At 71.8% G+C, this 23030-nt stretch carries 27 protein-coding genes; 10 read left to right on the top strand and 17 right to left on the bottom strand.

Features of this window, described 5'->3' with window-relative positions; genetic code table 11:
* Positions 1-10: 10 nt before the first annotated feature.
* The 4 genes from MCAG_RS14415 to MCAG_RS14400 all read right to left on the bottom strand — a co-directional run bounded on the left by MCAG_RS14415 (position 11) and on the right by MCAG_RS14400 (position 4722).
* Positions 11-772, bottom strand: coding sequence for a LytTR family DNA-binding domain-containing protein (locus MCAG_RS14415; RefSeq protein ID WP_007073714.1), 762 nt, complete (start codon positions 770-772; stop codon positions 11-13).
* On the bottom strand, positions 769-1992 hold the full coding sequence (locus tag MCAG_RS14410) for a sensor histidine kinase (protein WP_007073713.1): 1224 nt from the start codon (positions 1990-1992) through the stop codon (positions 769-771). The genes MCAG_RS14415 and MCAG_RS14410 overlap by 4 nt, the downstream gene beginning before the upstream one ends.
* 32 nt (positions 1993-2024) lie before the next feature.
* On the bottom strand, positions 2025-3596 hold the full coding sequence (locus MCAG_RS14405) for a sugar transferase (RefSeq protein ID WP_050777972.1): 1572 nt from the start codon (positions 3594-3596) through the stop codon (positions 2025-2027).
* Positions 3597-3861: 265 nt separating this feature from the next.
* Positions 3862-4722, bottom strand: a complete 861-nt coding sequence (locus MCAG_RS14400) for an Fpg/Nei family DNA glycosylase (RefSeq protein WP_007073711.1) — start codon at positions 4720-4722, stop codon at positions 3862-3864.
* Positions 4723-4802: 80 nt separating this feature from the next.
* Between MCAG_RS14400 and MCAG_RS14395 the strand changes: the two genes are divergently transcribed.
* The 7 genes from MCAG_RS14395 (at position 4803) to MCAG_RS14370 (ending at position 8766) form a co-directional block, all read left to right on the top strand.
* Entirely contained in the window at positions 4803-6065 is a 1263-nt protein-coding gene (locus MCAG_RS14395) for a glycosyltransferase family 4 protein (protein WP_036373446.1), read from the top strand.
* A 179-nt stretch (positions 6066-6244) separates the two neighbouring features.
* The gene (gene map, locus MCAG_RS14390; protein ID WP_007073709.1) at positions 6245-7027 is read left to right on the top strand and encodes a type I methionyl aminopeptidase; all 783 of its coding nucleotides are present in this window, start codon (positions 6245-6247) and stop codon (positions 7025-7027) included.
* Between the two features lie 150 nt (positions 7028-7177).
* The gene (locus MCAG_RS34820; protein WP_007073708.1) at positions 7178-7465 is read left to right on the top strand and encodes a Scr1 family TA system antitoxin-like transcriptional regulator; all 288 of its coding nucleotides are present in this window, start codon (positions 7178-7180) and stop codon (positions 7463-7465) included.
* Complete coding sequence (locus tag MCAG_RS34815; protein ID WP_007073707.1) at positions 7462-7680, top strand: Scr1 family TA system antitoxin-like transcriptional regulator; 219 nt, start codon at positions 7462-7464, stop codon at positions 7678-7680. Before MCAG_RS34820 ends, MCAG_RS34815 begins: the two co-directional genes overlap by 4 nt.
* Before the next feature lie 8 nt (positions 7681-7688).
* Entirely contained in the window at positions 7689-7883 is a 195-nt protein-coding gene (locus MCAG_RS14380) for a DUF397 domain-containing protein (protein ID WP_007073706.1), read from the top strand.
* A gap of 72 nt (positions 7884-7955) precedes the next feature.
* The gene (locus MCAG_RS14375; RefSeq protein WP_007073705.1) at positions 7956-8369 is read left to right on the top strand and encodes a MerR family transcriptional regulator; all 414 of its coding nucleotides are present in this window, start codon (positions 7956-7958) and stop codon (positions 8367-8369) included.
* Entirely contained in the window at positions 8362-8766 is a 405-nt protein-coding gene (locus MCAG_RS14370) for a carboxymuconolactone decarboxylase family protein (RefSeq protein ID WP_036373443.1), read from the top strand. The genes MCAG_RS14375 and MCAG_RS14370 overlap by 8 nt, the downstream gene beginning before the upstream one ends.
* Positions 8767-8772: 6 nt before the next feature.
* On the opposite strand, the gene MCAG_RS14365 is transcribed toward MCAG_RS14370, so the two are convergent.
* Both MCAG_RS14365 and MCAG_RS14360 read right to left on the bottom strand, forming a co-directional pair.
* Positions 8773-9762 (bottom strand): BtrH N-terminal domain-containing protein, encoded by a 990-nt coding sequence (locus MCAG_RS14365; protein WP_036373440.1) that lies wholly within the window; start codon positions 9760-9762, stop codon positions 8773-8775.
* Positions 9759-10016: a hypothetical protein gene (locus MCAG_RS14360; RefSeq protein WP_157548077.1), complete on the bottom strand. Its 258-nt coding sequence runs from the start codon at positions 10014-10016 to the stop codon at positions 9759-9761. The genes MCAG_RS14365 and MCAG_RS14360 overlap by 4 nt, the downstream gene beginning before the upstream one ends.
* 152 nt (positions 10017-10168) lie before the next feature.
* Between MCAG_RS14360 and MCAG_RS14355 the strand changes: the two genes are divergently transcribed.
* From MCAG_RS14355 to MCAG_RS14350, 3 genes are read left to right on the top strand one after another with little or no spacing between them, the layout of a single operon-like run.
* Positions 10169-10924: a Clp protease N-terminal domain-containing protein gene (locus tag MCAG_RS14355; protein ID WP_036373436.1), complete on the top strand. Its 756-nt coding sequence runs from the start codon at positions 10169-10171 to the stop codon at positions 10922-10924.
* A gap of 17 nt (positions 10925-10941) precedes the next feature.
* Positions 10942-11079 carry a hypothetical protein gene (locus MCAG_RS34810; RefSeq protein WP_232290174.1) on the top strand — a complete coding sequence of 46 codons (138 nt, stop codon included), beginning with the start codon at positions 10942-10944 and terminating at the stop codon, positions 11077-11079.
* A 37-nt stretch (positions 11080-11116) separates the two neighbouring features.
* A complete protein-coding gene (locus MCAG_RS14350; protein WP_036373434.1) occupies positions 11117-12091 on the top strand; it encodes an asparaginase in 975 nt (324 codons plus the stop codon).
* Positions 12092-12219: 128 nt separating this feature from the next.
* Here the strand turns inward: MCAG_RS14350 and MCAG_RS14345 are convergent, their stop codons facing one another.
* From MCAG_RS14345 to MCAG_RS34805, 11 genes are all read right to left on the bottom strand, one after another.
* On the bottom strand, positions 12220-13263 hold the full coding sequence (locus tag MCAG_RS14345) for an IS630 family transposase (RefSeq protein WP_157548073.1): 1044 nt from the start codon (positions 13261-13263) through the stop codon (positions 12220-12222).
* Between the two features lie 148 nt (positions 13264-13411).
* Positions 13412-14134 carry a CDP-alcohol phosphatidyltransferase family protein gene (locus MCAG_RS14340; protein ID WP_007073698.1) on the bottom strand — a complete coding sequence of 241 codons (723 nt, stop codon included), beginning with the start codon at positions 14132-14134 and terminating at the stop codon, positions 13412-13414.
* Positions 14112-15176 (bottom strand): iron-containing alcohol dehydrogenase family protein, encoded by a 1065-nt coding sequence (locus MCAG_RS14335; RefSeq protein ID WP_007073697.1) that lies wholly within the window; start codon positions 15174-15176, stop codon positions 14112-14114. Before MCAG_RS14335 ends, MCAG_RS14340 begins: the two co-directional genes overlap by 23 nt.
* Positions 15164-15895 carry a sugar phosphate nucleotidyltransferase gene (locus tag MCAG_RS14330; RefSeq protein ID WP_007073696.1) on the bottom strand — a complete coding sequence of 244 codons (732 nt, stop codon included), beginning with the start codon at positions 15893-15895 and terminating at the stop codon, positions 15164-15166. The genes MCAG_RS14335 and MCAG_RS14330 overlap by 13 nt, the downstream gene beginning before the upstream one ends.
* A 113-nt stretch (positions 15896-16008) precedes the next feature.
* Entirely contained in the window at positions 16009-16779 is a 771-nt protein-coding gene (locus MCAG_RS14325) for a hypothetical protein (protein WP_007073695.1), read from the bottom strand.
* On the bottom strand, positions 16776-16898 hold the full coding sequence (locus MCAG_RS35740; protein WP_255348992.1) for a hypothetical protein: 123 nt from the start codon (positions 16896-16898) through the stop codon (positions 16776-16778). Before MCAG_RS35740 ends, MCAG_RS14325 begins: the two co-directional genes overlap by 4 nt.
* Before the next feature lie 76 nt (positions 16899-16974).
* The gene (locus MCAG_RS14320; protein WP_036373431.1) at positions 16975-18993 is read right to left on the bottom strand and encodes a hypothetical protein; all 2019 of its coding nucleotides are present in this window, start codon (positions 18991-18993) and stop codon (positions 16975-16977) included.
* 218 nt (positions 18994-19211) lie between these two features.
* Positions 19212-20249, bottom strand: coding sequence for a glycoside hydrolase family 26 protein (locus MCAG_RS14315; protein WP_157548071.1), 1038 nt, complete (start codon positions 20247-20249; stop codon positions 19212-19214).
* 78 nt (positions 20250-20327) lie between these two features.
* The gene (locus MCAG_RS14310; protein WP_232290173.1) at positions 20328-21863 is read right to left on the bottom strand and encodes a lipopolysaccharide biosynthesis protein; all 1536 of its coding nucleotides are present in this window, start codon (positions 21861-21863) and stop codon (positions 20328-20330) included.
* Complete coding sequence (locus tag MCAG_RS14305) at positions 21851-22711, bottom strand: sulfotransferase domain-containing protein (protein WP_036373429.1); 861 nt, start codon at positions 22709-22711, stop codon at positions 21851-21853. Before MCAG_RS14305 ends, MCAG_RS14310 begins: the two co-directional genes overlap by 13 nt.
* The gene (locus MCAG_RS34805; RefSeq protein ID WP_232290172.1) at positions 22708-23013 is read right to left on the bottom strand and encodes a hypothetical protein; all 306 of its coding nucleotides are present in this window, start codon (positions 23011-23013) and stop codon (positions 22708-22710) included. The genes MCAG_RS14305 and MCAG_RS34805 overlap by 4 nt, the downstream gene beginning before the upstream one ends.
* Positions 23014-23030 lie beyond the last annotated feature (17 nt).

The following is a 23030-nucleotide window of genomic DNA, read 5'->3' as shown; positions in this document are numbered from 1 at the left end:
ACCCGGTCGGTCAGCGGTTCCAGTCCTGCTTGGCGGCGCGGACCAGCTTGTCCTTCAGCTCCCGGGTGTGCCGCCGGCTCACCGGCAGCTCGGTCGAGTCGATCGTCACCACGTACCCGGAGTTGACCAGCCGCAGCTCGGCGATGAGCTTGAGCTGCACCAGGTACGAGCGGTGGATGCGGACGAACCCCGCGTCTGCCCAGCGCTCGGCGAGGGTGGCCAGCGAGACACGCACCAGGTGCGAACCGTCGGTGGTGTGCAGCCGGGCGTAGTCGCCCTGCGCCTCCACCCAGCGCACCGCCGAACGGGGCAGCATCCGCGTCGTGCCGGCCAGCTCGATCGGGATCGTCGGGTCCTCCTCCGCACGGGCCAGCGCCGCCGGATGCGAGGCGACCACCCGGGAGCCGATCACCCGGCGCAGCGACTCGGCCAGCCGTTCCGCCCGCACCGGCTTGCGCACGTAGTCCGTCGCGCCTAGGTCGAAGGCGTCCACCGCCCCGTCGTCGTACGCGGTGACGAAGACGATCGCCGGGGGCCGGGCGAACCGGCGCAGCACCCGGGCCAGCTCCATGCCGTCCAGGCCGGGCATCCGGATGTCCAGGAAGACCACGTCCACGTCGTCGTCGCGGAGCACCCGCAGCGCCTCGGTGGCGTCCCCCGCCGTGTGCAGCCGGGCCACCCGGGGATCGGCCCGCAGGTGGTACGCCAGCTCGTCCAGCGCCGGGGGCTCGTCGTCGACCGCGAGCACCCGCAGGAAGCCGGGGGAGTTCACGAGGCGACCCGCACGCCGGGGTGGAACTTCGGCACCCGCATGCTCACCTTCGTACCCGAACCGAGGCCGGTCTCGACGACCAGGCCGAACCGGTCCCCGAAGGCCGAGCGGAGCCGCTCGTCGACGTTCGACAGGCCGACGTGCTGGCCCGGGTCGTCGGTGGGGTCGCTGCCGGCACCGGCCAGCTCGGCGATGCCGGCGGTCAGTGTCGTCGGGTCCATGCCCACTCCATCGTCCTCCACCGTGATGTGGCACTCGGCGCCCGCGTCCCGGGCCTCGATGCTCACCATGCCGGTGCCGGGCTTGCGGGACAACCCGTGCCGGACCGCGTTCTCGACCAATGGCTGGAGGCAGAGGAATGGCAGGGTCACCGGCAGCACCTCCGGGGCGATCTGCAACCGCACCTGGAGCCGGTCGCCGAACCGGGCCCGCTCGATCGTGAGGTACCGGTCGATCGAGCGTAACTCCTCCGCGAGCGTGGTGAACTCGCCGTGCGCCCGGAACGAGTACCGGGTGAACTCGGCGAACTCCAGGATCAGCTCCCGGGCCCGCTCCGGGTCGGTGCGGACGAAGGAGCCGATGGCGGTCAGCGCGTTGTAGATGAAGTGGGGGCTGATCTGCGCGCGCAGCGCGCGTACCTCGGCGCGGGCCAACCGCTCCCGGGAGGCGTCCAGCTCGGCCAGGGCGAGCTGGTTGCCGGCCCAGTGCGCGGTCTCCAGGGTGGCCTGCACCAGCCCTGGGGCGGGCGGGCCGTCGGCGACGGCGAGCAGCGCCCCGACCACCCGGCCGTCGGCGCGCAGCGGCGCGACCACCGCGCCCCGGACCGGGCAGTCGACCCGGTCGCAGTGCAGCTCCGGCTCCCCCAGCACGGTCGACCGCCCGCTGGACACCGCCCGCCGGGCCGCCGCGACCAGCTGGTCGGCGTGGTGCGTCCCGCGCCCGTCGAGGGCGAGCAGCTTGTCCCGGTCCGTCAGGGCCAGCCCGGCCGCGCCGACGAGGGCCCGCAGGTGGCGTACGGCCTTCGCCGCGCCCGCCGGGCTCAGGCCGGTACGCAGCGGCTCGGCGGCCAGCCCGGCGGTGTGCAGCACCTCGTACGTGGCCCGCTGGGTGGCGGTGGCGATGCCCCGGCGGGCGCGCAGCCGGACCACCGCGTACAGGGCCGCGCCCAGCGCGGTGACCAGGGAGACGACGCCGAGCACGGCGGAGAGGTTGCCAGCCACCCCGCGATCCTGACGGCTACCGCCGCCGCGCGCTAGTACGCGCCCTTGCGGGCCAGCACCACGCCCACCGTGCGCCACAGGATGCTCAGGTCGTACGCCAGCGACCAGTTGTCGACGTAGTAGAGGTCCAGCCGGACCGCCTCGTCCCAGGACAGGTCGGAGCGGCCGGAGACCTGCCACAGCCCGGTCATGCCCGGCCGGACCAGCAGCCGGCGGCGCACGTCGCCGAGGAAGTCACCGTCGTCGGCGGGCAGCGGGCGGGGCCCCACCAGCGACATCTCGCCCCAGAGCACGTTGATCAACTGGGGCAGCTCGTCGAGCGAGGAGGCCCGCAGGAAGCGGCCCACCGGAAAGACCCGGGGGTCGTGCTTCATCTTGAACAGCATGCCGTCGGTCTCGTTCTGGTCGACCAGGCCCGCCAGGCGGTCCTCGGCGTCGACGTACATGGTGCGGAACTTCCACACCCGGAACGTGCGGCCCTCGTGGCCGACCCGGGGCTGCCGGAAGAAGACCGGGCCCGGGTCGGAGAGCCGGATCGCCGTCCCGATGAGCAGGAACACCGGCACGAGCAGGAGCAGGCCGAGCCCGGCGGCGACCCGGTCCATCAGGTTCTTGACCAGCAGCGCCGGCCCCGACAGGGTCGGCTCCTCGACGTGCAGCAGCGGCAGCCCCTCGATCGGGCGGATGTGCACCCGGGGGCCGGCGATGTCGGTGAGCTGCGGGGCCACCACCAGGTCGACGCCGGAGCCCTCCAGTTGCCAGGCCAGCCGGCGCAGCTCGCCCGGCTCGGCGCTGGCCGAGCCGCAGACCGCGATCGTGTCGCCGCCGACCTCCCGCACCAGGGCGAGGACGTCGCGGCCCGCGTACACCGGAACGGGGGTCTGGATGCCCCGGGCCGCCGCGTACCCGTCGGTGATGTGGATGGCCACCGGGACCAGCCCGGCGCTCGGGTTGCGGGTGACCGCGACGTAGACCTCCAGGCACTCCGGCAGCGTGCCGACCAGCACCATCCGGTGCCCGGCCTGCCCGGTCCGGCGACGCACGGCGTGCAGGGTGAACCGGGTCAGGATGCGGCCGAGTAGGATCAGTAGCAACGCCCCGAGCAGGGCGAAACCGACCGTGTAGCGGGAGAGGTCGGTCTTGGTGGCGAAGGCGATGAACGAGACGGTGGCGGCCACCGCCACCCCGGCCCGGATCACGCGCTTGAACTCGTCCGGCCCGAGCCCCATGTACCGCCGGTCGTAGGCCCGGTTGCCCCAGAGGATGACCAGCCAGCCGAGCGGCAGCAGCAGGAACGCGACCGTGTAGAACCAGGTCGGGTCCGCCTGGGCGTTGTAGAAGCCGGCCCGGGCCTGACCGAACGCCTCCTGGGCGATCCAGTCGGCCAGCACCACGGCGGCGAAGTCGATCAGCAGCAGCATGGCCGTGTAGGGGCGGTGCCAGCGGGAGACGCGCCGGCGGGCCCGCGCCCACGCCGACCGGGGGACACCGTTGTGCGACGGCGGTGTCGGCGGCTGGATCTCGAAGCTGTCGACGTGCCGCACGAGTTTGCTCCGGCCTGTGTTGGTTACCGGGCGCTGGAGGCTAGTCGTCACCTCACCCATGTCCTCCCGCATGACGCGTGCCGCTCACTCGTGGTGAGGGCCCGGGTCGCCCACCGTTCAGTTTCCCACGCGGGGCCCGCACCGGACGTCGACCCGAGGGACTTCGCGCCTGGTGCGCCGCGTGGGATCCGGCCGGCTTCACCTCAGGTGCGAAAGCCGGGGACCGGGCCACTATACCGATGGTTGACGGGCCGGGTAGAGGCGCGGACCGGGAGGATCGGCGCTCGGCAGGCGATTCCGCTGCGTAATCACCGAGTGGTGTCACTCACCGTACGATCCGCGACAACCGTCGGTCAGCAAGCGGCTTGCCGCCGGTCTGGCAGGTGGGGCAGTATTGCAGGCTCGAATCGGCGAAACTGACCTCCCGGACCGTATCGCCGCAGGTCGGGCAGGGCAGGCCGGCGCGGGCGTGCACGGCCAGCCCGGACCGCTTCTCGCCCTTCAGTTCCGCCGCCCGGTGTCCCAGTGAGCGGGACAGCGCGTCGCCCAGCACCCGCCGGGTCGACTCGTGCAGGGCGGCGACCTGATCGTCGGTCAGCCGGTCGGTGAGCGCGAACGGCGACAGCCTCGCCGCGTGCAGGATCTCGTCGGAGTACGCGTTGCCGACGCCGGCCAGCACCGCCTGGTCCATCAGCACCCCCTTGACCTGGCCCCGCCGGCTGCGGATGCGGGCGGCGAAGGTGGGCAGGTCGGCGGCGAGCACGTCCGGGCCGAGCTTCGCCACGCCGGGCACCGTCGCCGGGTCGGCGACCAGGTACGCGGCCAGCTTCTTCTGGGTGCCCGCCTCGGTCAGGTCGAAGCCGGAGCCGTCGTCGAGCCGGACCCGCAGGGCGATCGGCCCCTTCCCCGGGCGCAGCGGCGCGGCGGACGGGAACGACTCCCGGTAGTGCAGCCAGCCCGCCCGGGCCAGGTGCACCACCAGGTGCAGGTCGCCGTCGAAGACCACGTCGAGGAACTTCCCGTGCCGACGGGCGTCGGTCACCGCCCGACCCGACACGGCGGCGGGCGCCGGATCGTACGTCTTCAGGGCGCTGATCGCGGCCACCTCGACCCGGTCGACGCGCCGCGACACGGCGCGCTCCCGCAGGTAGCCGGCGAGCGCTTCCACCTCGGGAAGTTCGGGCACACCCCAACGGTAGCCTTCCTTCGCGTGAGCGCGAGGAACGAGCTTGCGAGTCCCGCAGTCGCGAACGAAGGGCAAGCACTGTGAGAATCGTGGTGGCGCACAACCGGTACCGGGAAGCCCAGCCGTCCGGCGAGAACACCATCGTCGACGCGGAGATCGCCCAGCTCCGCGCGGCCGGGGTGGAGGTGCTGCCGTTCCTGCGCAGCTCCGACGAGATCCCCGGCCTGCCGAAGACGGCCAAGGCGCTGCTGCCGATCTCCCCGATCTACGCTCCCCGGGCCCAGCAGGAGCTGAGCCGGCTGATCACCGAGCACCGGCCCGACGTGCTGCACCTGCACAACCCGTACCCGCTGCTCTCGCCCTGGGTGGTGCGGACCGCGCACGGCCACGGCGTGCCGGTGGTGCAGACGGTGCACAACTACCGGCAGGTCTGCTCGTCCGGGCTGTACTTCCGCGACGGGGTGATCTGCCAGGACTGCCGGGGCCGGGCGCTCGGCGTGCCGGCGATCGTGCACCGCTGCTACCGGGGGTCGCGGGCACAGAGCGCACTGATGGCCACCACCCTCGCGGTGCACCGGGGCACCTGGAAGTCGGTGGACCGCTTCATCGCCCTCACGAGCGCCGTCGCCGACCACCTGCGCGACTACGGGGTGCCGGCGGAGCGGATCGTGGTCAAGCCCAACGGCATCCCCGACCCGGGCACCCCCGCGCCGCTCGGCGACGGGTTCCTCTACATGGCCCGGCTCTCCCCGGAGAAGGGGCTGGGGCTGCTGCTGGACGCCTGGCGGCGGCACCCGGACGGCTCCCTCGGCCCGCTGCGCATCGCCGGGGACGGCGAGCTGCGCCCGCTGGCCGAGGCCGCCGCCGCCGAGCGCGCCGACGTGACGTACCTCGGCCCGCTGGACCGCGCCGGGGTACGCGCCGCGATCGAGGCCAGCGCGGTGATCATCGCCGCGTCCACCTGGCACGACGTGCTGCCCACGGTGATCCTGGAGGCGCTGGCCAGCGGCCGGCCGGTGCTCGGCACCGCCCTCGGCGGCATCCCGTACCTGATCGGAGCGGACGCCCCGCGCGAACCCGCCGGCACCGGCCCGGCCGCCCTCGCTACGGCCGCCCCCGGCCAGGGCCGCGTCGCGCTGCCCACCGGCGTGGAGGCGGGCGAGGCGGGCTGGGTGGTGGCCCCGGAGCCGGCCGCGATGGCCGCCGCGCTGCCGGTCGCCCGCGCCGGCGCGGCGGCGCTGTCGGCCCCGGCGCGGCTGCGCTACGAGCGCACCTTCCACCCGGACGTGGTCACCAAGCGGCTCATCGACGTGTACGCCTCGCTGGCCGGCCCGCCCCGCTGACGCCGCTGCTTCCGTCGACGACGCCGACTTCTCGTTGGCGGCGTCGACCTCTGTTGGCGGCGCCGACGCGACTGGGGGTTCGGGACCTACGAGGCCGACCGCGAACCTGACCATCGGCCGATTTTAATACCGGGATAATATGGCCGGTATAGTTATTGGCGGCACGAGGAAGGCGTCGCATGATCGAGATCCTGAGCCCCACCCAGCTGCCCCGAGCGAGGGAGGCGGGTGCCCTGGTCGCCGACATCCTCCAGACGCTCAAGAGCCGTTGCGAGGTGGGCACCAACCTCCTGGACATCGACCGGTGGGCCGAGGCCATGATCGTCGAGGCCGGTGCGCTGTCCTGCTACGTCGACTACGAGCCGTCCTTCGGGCGCGGGCCGTTCGGCCACTACATCTGCACGTCCGTCAACGACGCGGTGCTGCACGGGCTGCCGCACGACTACGCGCTCGCCGACGGCGACCTGCTCTCCCTCGACCTCGCCGTCTCGGTGGGCGGAGTCGTCGCGGACTCCGCCATCAGCTTCATCGTGGGCGACACCAAGCCCGCGCAGAGCGTCGAGCTGATCAGCGCGACCGAACGCGCGCTCGCCGCAGGGATCGCCGTCGCCGGGCCCGGGGCGCGCATCGGCGACATCTCCCACGCCATCGGCACGACCCTCAACGAAGCGGGATACTCGGTCAACACCCAGTTCGGCGGCCACGGCGTCGGATCGACGATGCACCAGGACCCGCACGTGTCGAACACCGGACGGCCCGGTCGGGGCTACAAGCTGCGCCCCGGGCTGCTGCTGGCCCTGGAGCCGTGGATCATGGCGGACACCGCCGAGCTGGTCACCGACGCCGACGGGTGGACGCTGCGCAGCGCGACGGGCTGCCGGACGGCACACAGCGAGCACACGATCGCCATCACCGACGAGGGGGCAGAGATCCTGACCCTGCCGAGGCAGCCGCACTCGTGACGCCGCATCCTGTGAGCCCCGTGTCGTTGCCGGGCTCGGGGACGCTTGGCAGATACGTCTCCCTGGTGGCCAAGGGGGTGATCCGCCTCAAGGCGACCACCACGAGCGACATCGACCGGCCGGCTGGAACTGGGGCAGTCCGGCATTCGGTTGACGGACTTGAAGCTGCTCCTCGACTTCTACGGGGTGACCGGGGAGGAAGCCGAGCCGCTGCGGGAACTCGCTCGTGCCGGACGGCAGCGGGGACGGTGGAGCGGCTACCGGAACGTGGTGCCGGACTGGTTCCGGCAGTACCTCGACCTGGAGGCGGACGCGGCGGAGATCCGCTGGTACCAGTCCGAGGTCATCCCCGGCATCCTCCAGACCGAGCCCTACATCCGGGCGATCCTCGACGAGGGTGAGGACGTGGAGCGGCAGATCGCAGTGCGCCTCGAATGACAAGAGGCGATCGATCGCCCGGACGGGCCGGAGCTGAACTTCATCCTCAGCGAGTCGGCACTGCGGCTCTGGAGACGTTCACGGACGCGGATTACCTCGACAGCCCCGAGGCGCTCCGGTCCTACAATCGGCTCTGGGGTCGTCTCCAGGCTGCGGCCGTGGGGCCGGCGGAGTCCCGGAGGCTCATCCTGCGGATCGCCGACGAGATGAAGTAGAGGCTGATATGTCGAACCCGGACCTCACCGACGCGGTGTGGCGCAAGTCCACCCGCAGCGACTTAAATGGCGGCGCGTGCGTTGAGGTGGCGGACCTCCGCGACGGGGTGGCCGTTCGAGAAAGCAAGGACAAGTTCGGCCCCATCTTGTCCTTCGACGCCCAGGGCTGGCGCACGTTCATCGATTCCCTCAAGAGCAACTAGCTGTTGCGGGCCATGAGGTTGTCGATTCCTCGGGTTTGACTTAGAGCGCACTCTAACTTCTACTCTGCTGACGTGGCAGAGGACGAGGCAGGGCTCACCGTCGCGCAGATGACCGCGGCGACCGGAGTGTCGGGGCACACTCTGCGCTACTACGAGCGTGCGGAGTTGATCCGACCGGTGGCGCGGAACTCCGGGAATCAGCGCCGGTACTCGTCGGCGGATGTGGAATGGTTGAAGTTCCTGCTCCGGCTACGGGAGACGGGCATGCCGATCGCGCAGATGCGCGAGTACGCGCAGCTCCGGGAGCGCGGGTCGGTCACGACCGAGCCGCGTCTGCGCTTGCTCGAAGCACATCAGGCGGGCCTGCGCAGGCAGATCGCCCGGCTTCGCGCCCACGAGAAGGCGTTGGCCGGGAAAATCGCTACCTACCTGGATGACCTCGCGGCGCTCCAATCACAGCAGGAGAAGGGATCTGAAGATGACTGAGAAAAAAGAACGGCAGGAAGGTTTCGAACGGGGCAAGGCGGTGCTCGACGCGGTCGACGGGGCCGCGGGCGCAAAGGTCATCGACGCGCTCGGCGACATCTCACCGGAACTCGGCCACCAGATCGTCGCCTGGGGCTTCGGCGAGATCTACTCCCGCCCTGGCCTCGAGCCACGAGACCGGCAGCTCGTCACCCTCGGGATGCTTACCGCACTCGGCGGATGCGAACCGCAGCTAGACGTCCACATCAACGCCGCGCTCAACGTCGGCCTCACCCCGCAGCAGATCATCGAAGCGTTCCTGCACTCGGCCGTCTACTGTGGGTTCCCGCGCGCCCTCAACGCCACGTTCACCGCGAAGAAGGTCTTCGCCGAACGCGGGCTCCTGCCGGTCGCATAGCCGTTTTTACCCGGTACGGATGTTGGCCAGTGTCTGCATGGCGTCGTGTTCGCGGTCTGCCAGGTCCGAAAGGACGGCCGAGGCGTCGACCAGGTGGCGGTGGTCGGTGGTTTCTGCGGCGGCCGCGAGATGGCGGGAGACTTCCGTCCACAGCGGAGCTATCTCGCGGTACATCTGATGACCGCGACGGAGGTTGTCGTCGTCGACGATGGTGCAGCATTCGGCGAGGAAATCGCGGTACATGGCGCGGAACAGGGCGCCGCCGGTTCCGCCGCGTTCCATCAGCGAGGCGGCCAGGGCGAGGTCGTGGCGCGGGTCGGCGCTGCGGGTGAGCCACTTCGGCACCTGCCCGGCCGCCTTGCGGATGCCGCGGTGGCCGAGGTTGGCGATGGGCGGGTTCAGGAAGTCGTGGGCGTTGCTGCGGATGGCCGCACCGACGACCTCGCCCAGCTTCGGCCGGTCCCCACCGCAGGCGAGGGTGTAGGAGAGGTTCCGGGCCGTCATCGGCCCGCGAACGTTTCGGGCCAGTTCCAGGCTCGCGCGGGTGGTCGTCACGGCGCCGCCCTGCTGGGCGGTGTCGACCAGGTAGGCGTGGGTGTCGTCGTAGCCGTACATCGCGACGACGTGGCCGCCGAAGTGGACCTTCACGGTGAAGTAGTCCAGGTGGTAGGAGTCGAGCTGTAGCCCGACCGGCCGGCCGGCGTCGATGGCGGCGGCGACGTTGTGCCAGGCCTTGCGCACCGACGTGGTCTCCTCGACGCGCATCGTCAGGCCCAGCCGGGCGGCCAGGGTCCGGGTGATGGTCATCGGCTTGGTCCGGCCACCGAGGAACGGAAAGCCCATGTTCTTGGCGTCCCAGTAGACGAAGCCGAGGCCTTCGCCGAGGCCGAACCGCATGGGCTCGGACAGGTCGATGCCCTCGTGACGGAGCAGGACACCGAGCGCGGTGGTCTCGCAGTGCTGCCCGCCGGCGCAGGACACGTTCTCGACGATCATTTGGCCTCGTGGACTGTGGGTGGGGATGACCGCCCCGGTTCGGAGCGGATCGGCCAGGCGATCTCCGTGCGGTACGCCCGCGTCGGCACGCCGGGGCCGGGCGGGACGAGATACCGCTCCTCGGCGGGCCCGTCCAGCACCCGGTCGTGGTCGGCGGTCCAGCGGCCCAGCGCCTCGGCCAGCCCGGTCAGCGAGGTGTGCACCAGCACCCGCGCGATGGGCTGGGCGTCGCGCCACCGCTCGGTCAACCCCACCTCCAACTCCCGTGGCCGCCGGATCGGCCCCCGCCCGCGCGAACTGATCGACGGTGTGATTGTCGGACGTCAAGTCTTGGGGTTGTCCGATAACCCCAGTGGGGGTATAAGTGACGTACCCCGTTCATAACCCCCAGGTGTGGAGGGTCTTGATGCCGAAGATCAACGTGTATCTGCCCGACGAGCTGGCCGAGGCAGTCAAGGAAACCGGTGTGCCGGTATCGGCGATCTGCCAACGCGCCTTGGAGCAGGCGGTGCGCCGGGTCACCGCCGTCCGGCAGACCGCCCTGGGGCAGCTCACCCGTGACGATCTGGATGAACGGTTCCCTCACTTCACCGAGCGGGCCCGGGCGGTGCTCGCGCTGGCCATTGAGCACGCCGGCACGGCGTCGGCGCCGTCGGTGGGTACCGGTCACCTGCTCGCCGGAATCGTCGGTGAAGGCGGCAATCTGGCCCTTCACGTGCTGCGGGCCATCGAGATCGACCCGGCGCACGTGCTGCGTGACCTGCGGCGGCATCCCGGTGTGGAGCCGGGTGGAACATCCGAAGACGGGTCGGTGCATTTCAGTACCGCAGCCGCCGGTGCGCTGGAGCTGGCGGTGACCGAGGCGACCTCACTCGGGCACAACTACATCGGCTGTGAACATCTGCTGCTGGGCCTGGTCGCCGAGCCGGACGGTGTCGCCGGACAGGTGCTGCGCTCGTTGGGAGCCGACCCTCGGCTGACCCGCCGCGCCGTGGCCGCGGCGCTGGCCGGCTACGTGCATCTGCGTGCCCAGACATCGCCGCAACCCTCCGCCGAACCGGTCCAGGCGCTCGCAACGGCGATGCAGCAGCATCTGCAGCCGCTGATCGCCCGGATCGAGCGGCTGGAGCAGCAGTTGAGCCTTCCCGATCCGCCGCGATGACCACGCCTACGGAGGGCATGCCACGAACTTCGCGCGCTGCCGGTGGGCAGAAGCCCGGCTCGGCCATCGTCGCCCTCCTGCGGCGCGGTGCCGTGGCTGTGGCCGCCCTGGCTGCCTTCCTCGTAATCATGTCGCCGCTGCTGGTGATCCCGTAGCCAGCGCGGATCAGGCAGAACCGAAAGGACGTATGCCGTGGCACCCCGGGTGTTGCTCGTGGCCACCAAGGACATTCACGCCTACGGGCAGCGCGACACTGAGCCGACCGTGTTCACCGGTGCGCAGCTTCTCACCGGCATTCCGACGACGCAGTTGAGCGCTGAGGTGAGCGTCGAGGACGTCATGACGGAGCCAAGTTGGGACATGTCGCCGGCCACGATGCTGACGCTCGCTCGGCGGGTACGCGCCGCGATCCTGGACGACGGCTACGACGGCGTCGTCGTCACCCATGGCATCGACACCATGGAGGAGACGGCGTTCCTGGCCGATCTGCTCGCCGGAGCCGCCGCCACGCGGGCCGGCATCGTGTTCACCGGCGCGACACGGCGCGCCGACGAGCTGTCCGCCGACGGGCCTCGCAACCTCGCCAGCGCGATCACCGCCGCCTGCGATCCGGCGCTGCACCGAGCCGGAGCCGTGCTCTGCCTCAACGACGAACTGCACGCCGCCCGCTGGGCCACCAACGTCAACGCCGGCGTGACGGCGTTCTCCTCCGCCCCGTTCCCGCTCCTGGCCCACGTGGTGGCAAACCGTGTGGTGCCCGTTGCCGCACCGCCGCCGCGACCGCCCGACCCCGTGGGCCAACCAGCATCCGACGTCGCGCTCATCAAGACCTATCCCGGGATGGAATCCACGCTGCTCACCGCGGCCGTGGACGCCGGCGCGGCCGGCATCGTGCTGGAAGGGACCGGGGTGGGTAACGTGCCGGCCAGCCTGTTCGCCACCATCAGTGACCTCACGGAGTGGGGCATCCCGGTGGTCGTCGCCTCCCGCTGCCACACCACCACCAACCCGTCGCTGCCGGACCCGGCATACGTCAACGGCCTGGCCATGACGGTCGGGGCCATCAGCGCCCGCGGCCTCAGTGGCCCCAAAGCAAGAGCGGCATTGATGGTCGCCCTTGGCACGGGCAGCGCCGTGCGGGCCCGACAGTGGCTCGCCCAGCTCTGAGCCAACGCGCGCACGGACCTCCTGCTGTCGCGGGTGCCCGCTGCGGTGCGGTCGGAGCCGGCTCACCCGATGGCAGCGTGCTCAACCGCCCAACCGCGTTAACCGGGGCCCCTCCTATACAGAATGCGTTAAGCGCCTGGCCAGAAGTTCTGTCGGTATTCGTGGGGTAGCCATGGGCTGGTCCAGGGTGCGGCGGTGGTGAGGTTCTGGTCGGAGGTGCGGTGGCGGAAGAAGGTGTGGGCTTGGCGGAGTCGGTCGGCGAGGGTGGTGACGGCGGTGTTGGCGATGTGGTGTTTGAGGGCGGCCCAGATGCGTTCGACGGGGTTGTCCTGGGGGCTGTAACGGGCGCCGGTGATCAGGTGTAGGCGGGGGTGTTGGGCGAGCCACGCCTGGGTGTGGCGGCTGGTGTGGGTGGTGTCGTTGTCGCAGAGCACGACTACGGCCGGGGCGTCGGGGTAGGCGTCGAGGAGTTGCTGGAGGAAGTAGCAGAACACCTCGGACACGGCCTTGACGCAGGCGTGGTAGTGGAAGACGCCGGTGGTGAGGTTGATCGCGCCGTAGATGCTGCGGCGTTGGTTGCGGCCGGGGGTGGGGATGCGGTGGCGGATGCCGGTGGGCTGCCAGCATGCGCGGACTTTGGCGAGGAGTTCGAGGTAGGTTTCGTCCTCGGCCAGCATGACCGTCCCGGCGGGCAGGTGTCGCAGGTGAGCGCGGATACGGGTGCAGATGGTGTCGTGGTCGGGGTCGGTCTTGGCGACCAGGCGGGGCCGGCGCCAGTTTGCGTGTTCGCGGATGCGCCGGTAGGTGGTGCGCAGGCTGATCGCGGGTCGGTCGAGGGCTCGCCAGATCCGGAGGGTGGTCCAGGCCTTCGGGGTGGTCAGGAGGACGCGGATCCGTCGGCCGAGGCCGGTGCTGCCGTGGCGGGGCCGGCCTGAACGAGGCCGGTCGGGTAGGCCGGCCAGGCCTTCGGCGTTGTGTCGTCGGATCCAGCGGCGCACGGTGACGGGGTCGTCGTAGTGCAGGAGTTCGGCGATCTCCGCCGGGGACATGCCGTCGGCGGAGAGCAGGATCATCACCGTGCGCATGGCGACGCGCCATTGGTGGTGCAACGCGGTGAGCAGTTGCTGGTACTCGGCGTCGGTCGGGTTGGCGTAGGTCTGTGCCGGTCGCATACTGATCGTGGCCTCGCTGGTGTTTGCACGTTGTCGGAAACTCCATGCAAACCCAGCGAGGTCCACACCGCACGACGAGCCTCAACCCAGACGGTTACCGACAAGACTTACGGCAACCTGCTTAACAGGGGGCCCCTCCTTGCACACCTCAGCGCAGCGAGGCGCGGGCGGAGAAGGCGATGCTGGCCAGGAGGAAGCCGCCGTTGACCACGGTGAACGCCACCACCACCCAGAGGGTGAGGGCCGGGGCGAACGCCAGCACCACGGCCGCCACGAAGATCACCGCGCCGTAGTCGCGGACCAGCTTCACCAGCCGCACCGGCAGCGACGTCGAGGTGACCATGCTGGCCGCGTTCGGGCCGGACTGCATCACCGACGTCACCAGGTTGACCATCCAGGTGCCCGCGAAGAGCGCGACCAGCCAGCTCGGCGTCCCCGGACGCTGCGCCACGGCCGTGGCGGACAGCGCGGCCACCAGGGCGATCTGGGCGGCCACGTCGCAGAGCACGTCCACCCGGGCACCCGCCGCGCTGCCCTGCCCGGTCACCCGGGCGAGCTGCCCGTCGGCGCAGTCCAGGGAGTACGCGACCTGCCAGCCGACCAGCGCGGCCAGCCCCACCACCCACGCCGGTACGTTGCCGGCGGCGACCCGGTCGGCCAGCGCCACCACGGTCACCGACGTGGCCAGGCCCAGCACCAGGTTGGCGATGGTCAGCGCCGTGGGGCGCAGCCCGAGTCGCTGGGCGACCAGCGCGAACACCGCGCCCAGCCACTGGCTGATCGACTCGCTGAACAGGCCACCGCCCCGGTTGACCCGGTGGAAGTCGGCTACGGAGGGGCGGGACGGCTCAGCCAAGGTCGCGGAGTGCACCGGCGTAGTCTGCCAGCCGCTCCCGCGTCTCGGAAGCCGACATCGCCAGGTGCTCCAGGATGGTGTACCGGTCGGGCCGGGTGGCCGGCGCGAACTGCACCGCCTCGACGAACTGGTCGTCGGTCAGTTCGACCTCGGCCGGGAGCCGGGGCAGGTTGTGCCGGGCCAGGCAGGCCGACATCTCCGCGAGACGCCGCCCGTCGCCGCGCAGGAACGTGCAGAACAGCGCGCCGAGGCCGGCCAACTCGCCGTGCGAGGCGGTGCCGGGGAAGAGGGCGTCGACCGCGTGCATGATCTCGTGGCAGCCGCCGCTGGACGGGCGGGAGGTGCCGCACACCGCCATCGCCAGGCCGCTGGAGATCAACGCCTCGGCCAGCACGATGACGAACGCGTCGTCGGTCATGTCGCCGGGGTGGGCGAGGACCGCCTCGGCCCCCATCCGGGCCAGCGACGCGGCCAGGCCGTCGACGGGCTCCCCGCGTACCCGGCGGGACAACTCCCAGTCTGCCAGCGCGCTGATGTTGCTCACCACGTCGCCGATGCCGGCCCTGTTGTGCCGCTCCGGCCCGGCCTCCACGAAGTCGAGGTCCACGATGACGGCGATCGGGATGTGCACCCCGTAGGAGCCCTTGATCCCACCGGTGATCAGCGAGGCCACCGGGGAGGCGATGCCGTCGTTGGCCAGGCTCGTCGCCACGGTCACCATCGGCAGGCCGCGCCGCGTGGCCGCGTACTTGGCCACGTCGATGGTCTTGCCGCCGCCGATGCCCACCACCGCGTCGTACGACCGGGCGCGCAGCTTCCCGCCCAGGTCGTCAGCCGCGTCGAGGGTGCCGCCGGCCACGGTGAACACGTCCGCCGAGCGCAGCGACGGGCGGATCAGCTCGGCGATCTGCCCGCCCTGCCCCGGCCCGACCACCACGGCGACGTCGCCGCCGGAGGAGATCCGCCCGTCGGCCAGGATCGTGGCCAGGTCCGCCACCGCGCCCCGCCGCACGTCTATGTGCAGCGGGGTGAGGATCGTGCGGGCTAGTAGCGGCACGCGATCTCCCGCGCCCGGGCCAGGTCGTCGTGGTTGTCGACCTCCACCCAGGAGACGTCGCCGATCGGCGCCGCCCGCACCTCGCCGCCGCGCTCGGCGAACTCCTGGTAGCCGTCCTCGTAGTAGAGGTTCGGGTCCCGCCGCCAGGTCGCCTCCAGGGCGTCGGCGAGCGCGTCGGCCACCCGCGGCTCGATCAGCGTCGCGCCGATGTACTCTCCGTACGCCTCGCCCGGGTCCATCAGCTTGGTGATCCGGGTGAGCTGGCCGGCGGCGTCGAAGGTGGTCTTCATCTCCTCCTCGGCCAGCGGCTTGAGCGTGTCCACGGCGAGCAGGATGCCCGGCCCGCGCTGGGCCAGCAGGGTCCGCTCCACGCTCACCGGGTGCACGGTGTCGCCGTTGACCAGCAGCACGCCCCGGGCGAAGTGTTCCCGGGCCAGCCAGAGCGAGTACGCGTTGTTCCACTCCTCGGCCCTGTCGTTGGGCACGAGGGTGATCGTGACGCCGTGGCGCTTCTCCAGCTCCGCCTGGCGGGTCACGACCGCGTCGGCGGCGTATCCGACGACGATCACCACGTCGGTGAGGCCGACCTCGGCGAGGTTGCGCAGCGCGATGTCCAGGATGGTGGTGTCACCGTCCACCGGCACCAGCGCCTTGGGCAGGGTGTCGGTGTACGGGCGCAGTCGGCGCCCCGCACCGGCCGCGAGGACCATCCCGATCATGCGACCGCCTCCTTGGTACGTCTCCGGGTCACCGGTGGAGGATAGCGCCGGGGCGGACCGCGCCCGCCGTCAACCGGCGCGTCAGCCCGGCGGCACCGCACCGCGCCTCGGCGTCAGCCCGGCAGCGCGGCCAGGTCCGCCAGCATGGTCAGCCGCTCCTCGGCGGTCAGCACCGCGTACGGGCCGGCCGCCCGGCGGTCCGTCTCCAGCTCGATGGCCAGCCGCTCCGGGCCGGCCGGCAGCTCGCCGACGCTCAGAGCGGTGTGCCCCGCCGCCGTCCACGCCGCCGCGTGCGCGTCGGCCCGGTGGTAGCGCAGCGTGCCCAGCCGGTTGAGCAGCAGCACCCCCGGCGCGGTGCCGTCCGGCTCGTACGGCGGTGCCGTCACCGCGAACGCGTCGCCCAGCACGTCGGCCCCCTCCTCGGCGCTGACCAGCGCGTACGCCAGCAGCCCGCCGAGTGTCTCGACCAGCCGGAGCACCCGGTCGTCGTGCCCGGACCACAGCTCCTCGGTCACCTCGGCGTGCACCTGGTACAGCTCGGCCAGGAAGGCGAGGCCGCGTTCCGTGGCGCAGATGCAGCCGTCTGGGCGGCGGTGCAGCATGCCGTACGCGACCTGCTTGTCCAGCGCCCGCTGGCAGGAGGCCGGGTCGCGGTACCGGGTCACCGCAGCGAAGCCCGCCGGGTCGACCGTCCCGCCCGGCGCGGCCAGCCGGGTGCGGAACTCGACCAGGAAACCCGTGGCCGCCGGCCCGCCGTACCGCTGGCTCAGCTCCGCGCCACCTCCGTCCCGACCGGCGAGGATGCCGGCGACGAAGACCCGGTCGACCGCCGGGGCGACCAGCCCGGCGAACCGGTGCGACGGAAGCTCGACGTCCTCGCTCACAGACCGATCGAGCGCAGCGCCGCGAAGGCGGCCCGCTGCGGGGACCGGCGCGGGACGAAGAGGCGGCCGTTGTCGTCGACGATCAACGCGTTGGCGCAGCGGAGAGGCTCGGTGGGCACGTCAACGACAGTAGCGAGCCGGGACCGTCAGGGCGATGCCCCGTCCGGCCCCGGCTCGCTGCCGTCGTGATCTGGGCTAGGGGCCGACGAAGATCGCCTTCGTCCGCCAGTCGACCCCGCCCTGGGCAGGGCCGCTGCGCACCGTCCAGCTACCCGAGGGCGCACCGTTGACCCAGTTGGCCGACGACAGGTTGCCGAGACTACGGCTGACCATGTAGATCCGGGACCCGGCGACGAAGACTCCGCCGGAGTCGGCGAAGCCGGTCGCTCCGGCCACGGTGAACTTGTCCGCCCCGACGGTGCCGCTGTCCGGGTTGAACCAGCGCCAGAAGAGGCCGTTCTGCCCGGTCAGGGTGTAGTAGAGCCGGCCGTTGGTGTAGAACATGCCGGTCATGTTGGCGATCTCCGGGTAGAAGCTCACCGTGTTGCCGGCGTACGTCTGGCCCTCCGGCCCGGAACCGGTCACCACCGTGTCCCACAGCGCGTCGTGGTACGGGTCGACCCGCGTCGGCTTGCCGAAGGTGGTGCCGTCGAACGTGCGCCGCCACAGCGCGCCGCTCATCCCGTAGAACAGGGTGCCGCCGGCCCAGAAGGCGCTCTTCGCCGTCGACCAGGTGGTGCCGTCGGGGTTGGCGACCGGCGTGGCCGCGCCCACGGCGCTCGTCCCGTCGTACGACCGGCGCTGCACCGCGTTGACCGAGCCGCTGCTGAACCCGGCCTGGTAGACCCTGCCCGGCAGGGTGGCGGTGGCGGTGGAGTGCGGGGCGGCCCCGCCGCTGAGCGGGAAGAACGCGATCCGCTCCCGGCGGTACTGGAAGTTGCCGATCCAGGGCTGGTCCGAGCCGAGCCAGATGCCCTGCGGGGTGACCAGCAGCTCTGCCACGCCGTAGCCGCGCGGGTGCCGGCCCGGGTTCCACGACAGCGGCAGGCCGTTGAGCGGGTCGAGGGCGGCGATGCTGGGCCGGGCCACCGCGCCCGGGTACGCCGAGTTCGTGGCGGAGGTGTTGTTCAGCCAGCGGAAGTGACCGCCGACGTAGACGGCCTGCTCGGTGATGCCCACGGAGAGGAACGTGTCCCCGCCGGTGTAGGCGACCCAGGTCGGCTGGACGGTGGTGCCGGTGGACGACGTCTCCCAGCGGGCCGCGGCGTCGCAGAGCGTTCCCGCGTACGCCGTACCCGTGGTGACGATGACGAAGTAGCTGCCGTTGGGGGAGAAGCTCACGTCCCGCACGTACGAGTCGAACGACTTGTAGGCGCAGCGCGGCTCGTACCGGTTGGTGTTCCAGGACGACACGGTCGCGGCGGAGCCGCCCAGGGTGATCCGGACCACCTGGTCGTGCAGCACCCCGTTGGCCTTCTTGAAGTTGCCGATCACCACGAGCTGGGTGCCGTCCGGCGAGACGGCCATCTTCTCGGCCCCGACGCCGGCGCTCGCGCCGCTGATCCCGTCGTAGTTGTGGTGCCCGGTCAGCGACGCGGTGAGGTAGTTGTCCACCACGCCGGTGACGGCGTCGAGCGAGGCCAAACCGTTGCGCGGCTGCGTGGCGGCGGTGGTGAAGATGCCGCCCACGAGCAGCCGGCTGCCAACCTTGGCGATGTCGTTGACCAGGCCGTTGAAGTTCAGGTTGGGGAAGCTGGTGACCACGCTGCCGTTGGCCAGGTTGAGCAGGGCCAGCTTGCGGCGGCTGGTGCCGTTGACGGTGTTGAACTTGCCGGCGAGGTAGACGGTGCCGGCCGTCGGGCCGGCGAGGATGTCGTAGACCTCGCTGTCGACCACCGGGGCGAACGCGGTGTCCACCTGGCCGGTGGCCTTGTCGAAGGCCAGCACGTACTTGCGGGCGATCGTGACGTCCGAGTTGCGGTTCTGCACCCCGGTGAACGAGCCGCCGACGACGACCTTGCTGCCGGCGTCGTGGATGGCGAAGACGGTGCCGTCCACGATGTTCGGGGTGAGGGAGGAGGGAACCGCGCCGACCACGGTGGTGTGGTTGGGGGCGGCGGGGGCCGGGCCAGCGACGAGGATGCCGGAAACGGTCAGTGCGGCGGCGGTCAGGGCCGCGAGGGGTCGGCGACCGAGCGCCGGAAAACGGACCACGGGCAACTCCGGATGAACGGCGGAGATCGGTGTGAGGCGCCTCCGTGCGATCGGGCGAACCCACTCGGTGACCCGGGTCGTAGAGGCGACGACCGGACGGAAGCTCGATGACACGATCGCGCACGGAACGCGCGGCGTCTACCCCGGGGGGCGTGTTGTGACCGACAACGTGCCGGCCGCCGCCGGTGCAGCCGGGCCGCTCGTACGAAAAGACGAGGTCACTGGGCGCGCGGACCGTGCGCGGGGGTGGGCGGCGGCGGTGCGGAGAACCACGGGTCCGCCGTCAGTTCCTGGAACGCGGCCAGCCCCTCCGGGTCGTCGTTGAAGGTGCTGTCGTACGCGGGCTTCGTCTGCTTCGCGGCGAAGTAGACGACGGCCTTGATTTGCGGGTGCCGCTTGATGTAGTCGCCGGCCTCGCGCAGCCACGCGCCGCGCTGGCCGGGCGCGCCCGGGTAGGTGACCCCGAACTCGCCGATCACTACCGGACGCGGGTGCTGGGCGGCGAACGCCATGAAGGTGTCCATCTGGGGGGCGAAGCCTTCGAACTCCTTGCCCGGGTACACATCGGTGCAGAGCCAGTCGACCTGGTCGTCGCCGGGGTAGTACGCCGCGGCGTTGCGGGACGGGTCGACGAAGCCCTGCACGTGCGGGCACCAGACGAAGGCGGCGTTGGTGGCGCCGACCTCGGTGAAGATGCCCCGGATGCGCTTCCAGGCGGCGACGTAGTCCTCCGGCGAGTGGACGCTCTGGGCCAGGTTCGGCCGGTCCATCTCCCACCGCCAGCGCAGCAGCAGCGGCACCCCGAACTGCTTGATCTTTTCGGCCCGCTGCCGGATGAGCTGGTCGTAGACGCCGTCGCGGATGGACCGGGTGTCGGCACCCGACCAGGAGATCATCTGGAGCTTCCCGGTGGCCTGGAAGGCGTACTCGGTGGGGCCGGGGAAGTCGTCCTCCCACTCGTGGAACATGTGCGCCAGGGTCACCTTGCCGCGGGTCTGGTCGGCGAACGCGGTCAGCGCCTCGACCCGCCCCTCCGGGGTCTGCCAGTCCGGCTTCACCCACGCGCCCAGCCAGACGCCCTTCTCGGGCAGCTCCGGGCCCCGGCCGGTGGTGGCCAGGTCGTCCGTCGCGCGGGGGGACACCGTCGGCGCGGTGCCGGCCGGGGGCGGCACGAAGTCCGGGGCCGACTCGGAGCAGGCCGTGACGGCCAGCGCCGACCCGAGCAGGAGCGCCACCGCCCTGTGGAACCGCTTCATCGTTGCCGCACCTTCCCGTACCGGTGCCACCGGTGTACCCGGCGGCGGACGTTCTCGTGAACAAGACCCGAGCGGGCCTCAGCGTCGGCGGCCCCGGCGCAGGGCCCGCAGCGCGTCGAGCTGGAGCACCCGGCGTAGCCGCCATGCCCCGGCGGCGTACCCGGTGGTCCCGAGTACCGCGAGCACCGCCAGGGTGACCGGCCCGGCGTCGAGCACCGCGCGGGCGATCAGCGCCGGCACGCCGAAGCACGCCACCGCCAGCCCGGCGGCGGCCAGCGTGCCCCGGCCGAACGGGTGCAGCCGGTATGCGTGGTGCAGCTGGGCCAGCGGCACCAGGTTGGTGATCAGGATGGACGACGACCAGGCGACCGCCGCGCCCATGATGCCAAAACGTGGGATGAGCAGCACGTTCAGCACCACGTTGACCAGCGTGCCGGCCAGCGCGTTGTAGAACGTCCAGGACGTTCGGCCGGCCATGTTGAGCACTGTGTCTACCATGCCGCAGCCGGTGGCCACCAGCATGGTCAGGGCGAGGAAGACGGTCACCCGCGCCCCGGCGGCGTACCCGTCGCCGAACAGGTGCAGCATCGGCTCGGCGAACACCGCGAACAGCAGGTACGCCGGCCAGGCCAGCAGCACCAGCCAGCCGGTGGCCGCCTGGTAGAGCCGGCCGGCCGCGTCCCGGTCGTCGCGGACCATGTGCTCGGCGAGCCGGTGCTGCACGGCGGTGGAGAGCGCCTGCCCGGAGAGCTGCCCGAGGGCGAGGAACCGGGTGGCCGCCGTGTAGAGCGCCGCCTCGGACAGCCCGCGCAGCGCGCCGAGCAGCACGATGTCGAGCCGCTGCACCACCATCTGGGCCAGGCCGCTCAGCGCGCGGGGCCCGCTGTAGCGCCAGTACGGGCCGAACTCCTCGCGCAGCGACACCGCCGGGGCCTGCGCGCCCCGCTCCGCGCGCCGGACCAGCCGGGCCAGCCACACGGTGCCGACCAGCGCGGCCGGCAGGTACGGTGCGACCCAGGCCAGCGGCAGCGCCGTCGTCGCCGAGAGGCCGAGGACGGCGGCGAGCCCCACCCCGACCAGTTGCAGCCCGGTCCGGCCGAACCGCTCGATCAACAGCAGCGGGCGCATCTTGCCGAAGCCCCGGCAGGCGGCCAGGGCGAAGTCGCAGAGCGCGGCCACCGGCACGAAGACCAGCAGCACCCGCAGCGCGCGCACCGCACCGGGCACCGGCTCGTCGAACGTCAGCGCCACGATCCGGGGAGCCGCCCACCAGCCGGCCACCGCGATCAGCGTGCCGACCCCCAGCACCGGCAGCAGCCCGACCAGCACCGACGCGCGCAGGCGCTCCGGTTGGCCGAGGGCCCGGTAGCGGCTGATGAAGTAGACCGCGCCGACGCCGGTACCCAGCCGCGCCGCCGCGTATGCGATCATGAACGCGCTGGTGGCGGCGAAGAAGAGGCCGGCGTCCGACATGGACCAGCCCCGGGTGACGACGATGTTCAGGCCGAACCCGGCGACCGCCGCGACCGCCACCCCGAGCAGGTTCGCGACCCCGTGCCGGGCCGCTCCGCCCAGCTCGCCGGCGCCCGACCGGGCCGGGGCTACCGTCGCCACGACGGCACGCGTCCCCACCAGGTGCTCAACCGCTCGTCGTACGGGGCGAAGTGCTCCTCCAGCCGGGCCCGCAGCGCCGGGTCCATCGGCGAACGGGACCGCGCGTTGTGCTTGCCGAACGAGATGTCCGCCCAGCGCGGCAGGCCGAGGAAGTCGCAGACCGCGTCGAACGCCGGCCGGGACTCGGCGAAGAAGTCGTCCGCGTCGATCACGTGCAGCCGGTCCCGGCCGAAGATCGACTCAAGGCGTTCGAGCTGCTCCACGTACTGACCCCGGGTCAGGTACGCGTTGTGCTGGAAGTGGTGGCTGTGCGCCGTCGGGTCGGCGAGCAGCCGCTCCCGCTCCCCGGCGATCCGCTCCTGCTCCAGCTCCAGGGCCCGCTCGAAGCCCTCCGTCTCGAAGCCCCGGGCCGCCTCGTGGGTGTGCGCCGAGTACGCCCGCTCCACCGGGTCGCGTAGCAGCACCAGCAGCCGCACGCCCGGCAGGTCCTTCGCGATCCGCTCGCCCGCGAGGGGGTGGAACATGTAGTACGGGCTCGACTCCCCGGTCACCCCGCGCACCCCGACCTGCTGCCGCACCGCCTCGGCGCGGCGCACCGTCGGGAAGTGCCCGAGGTACCAGTCCAGCCCCCGGTCGTAGCCGGTGTCGAAGTAGTGCACGCCCTTGTGGTAGACCGCCGGCAGCACCGCCGGGTGCTGCGACAGGGTCTTGAACAGCGACGTCGTGCCGCAGCGCTGCGCGCCCACGATGAGGAAGTCGGGGGCGAGCCGCGAACCGGCGGTCCACCGGCCATACGTCCGACTCACCGACCGCACCGCGCGCCGCGCCTGTGCCTTGACCAGCGTCACTTCGCCACTCCTCCCGCACCCGGCCGCCCGGCCAGGTGATCCTCCACCGCCGGCAGCAGCCAGGCGTCCACGTGTCCCAGCCGGGCCCCCGCCTCGGCCTGCCGGTCGCGCAGGTAGCGCGCCGCCAACTCGACCAGGTAGAGCACCGCCACCAGGTCGGCGACCCCGGCCGGCTGGCCGAACGGGGCCAGGTCGTCCGCCGCCGCGGCGATCAGCCGCCCCGCCGCCGCCCGGGGCTCCACCCCGGCGCGGGTGATCGCCGTCTGCACCCGCCGGTGCAGGGCGTCGAAGCCCAGCGGCACGTCGTCGGCGAACCGTT

The organism is Micromonospora sp. ATCC 39149 (assembly GCF_000158815.1).
GTDB lineage: Bacteria > Actinomycetota > Actinomycetes > Mycobacteriales > Micromonosporaceae > Micromonospora.
Note: the sequence above shows the minus strand (reverse complement) of the source record. Positions and strands in the feature narration are given on the sequence as shown.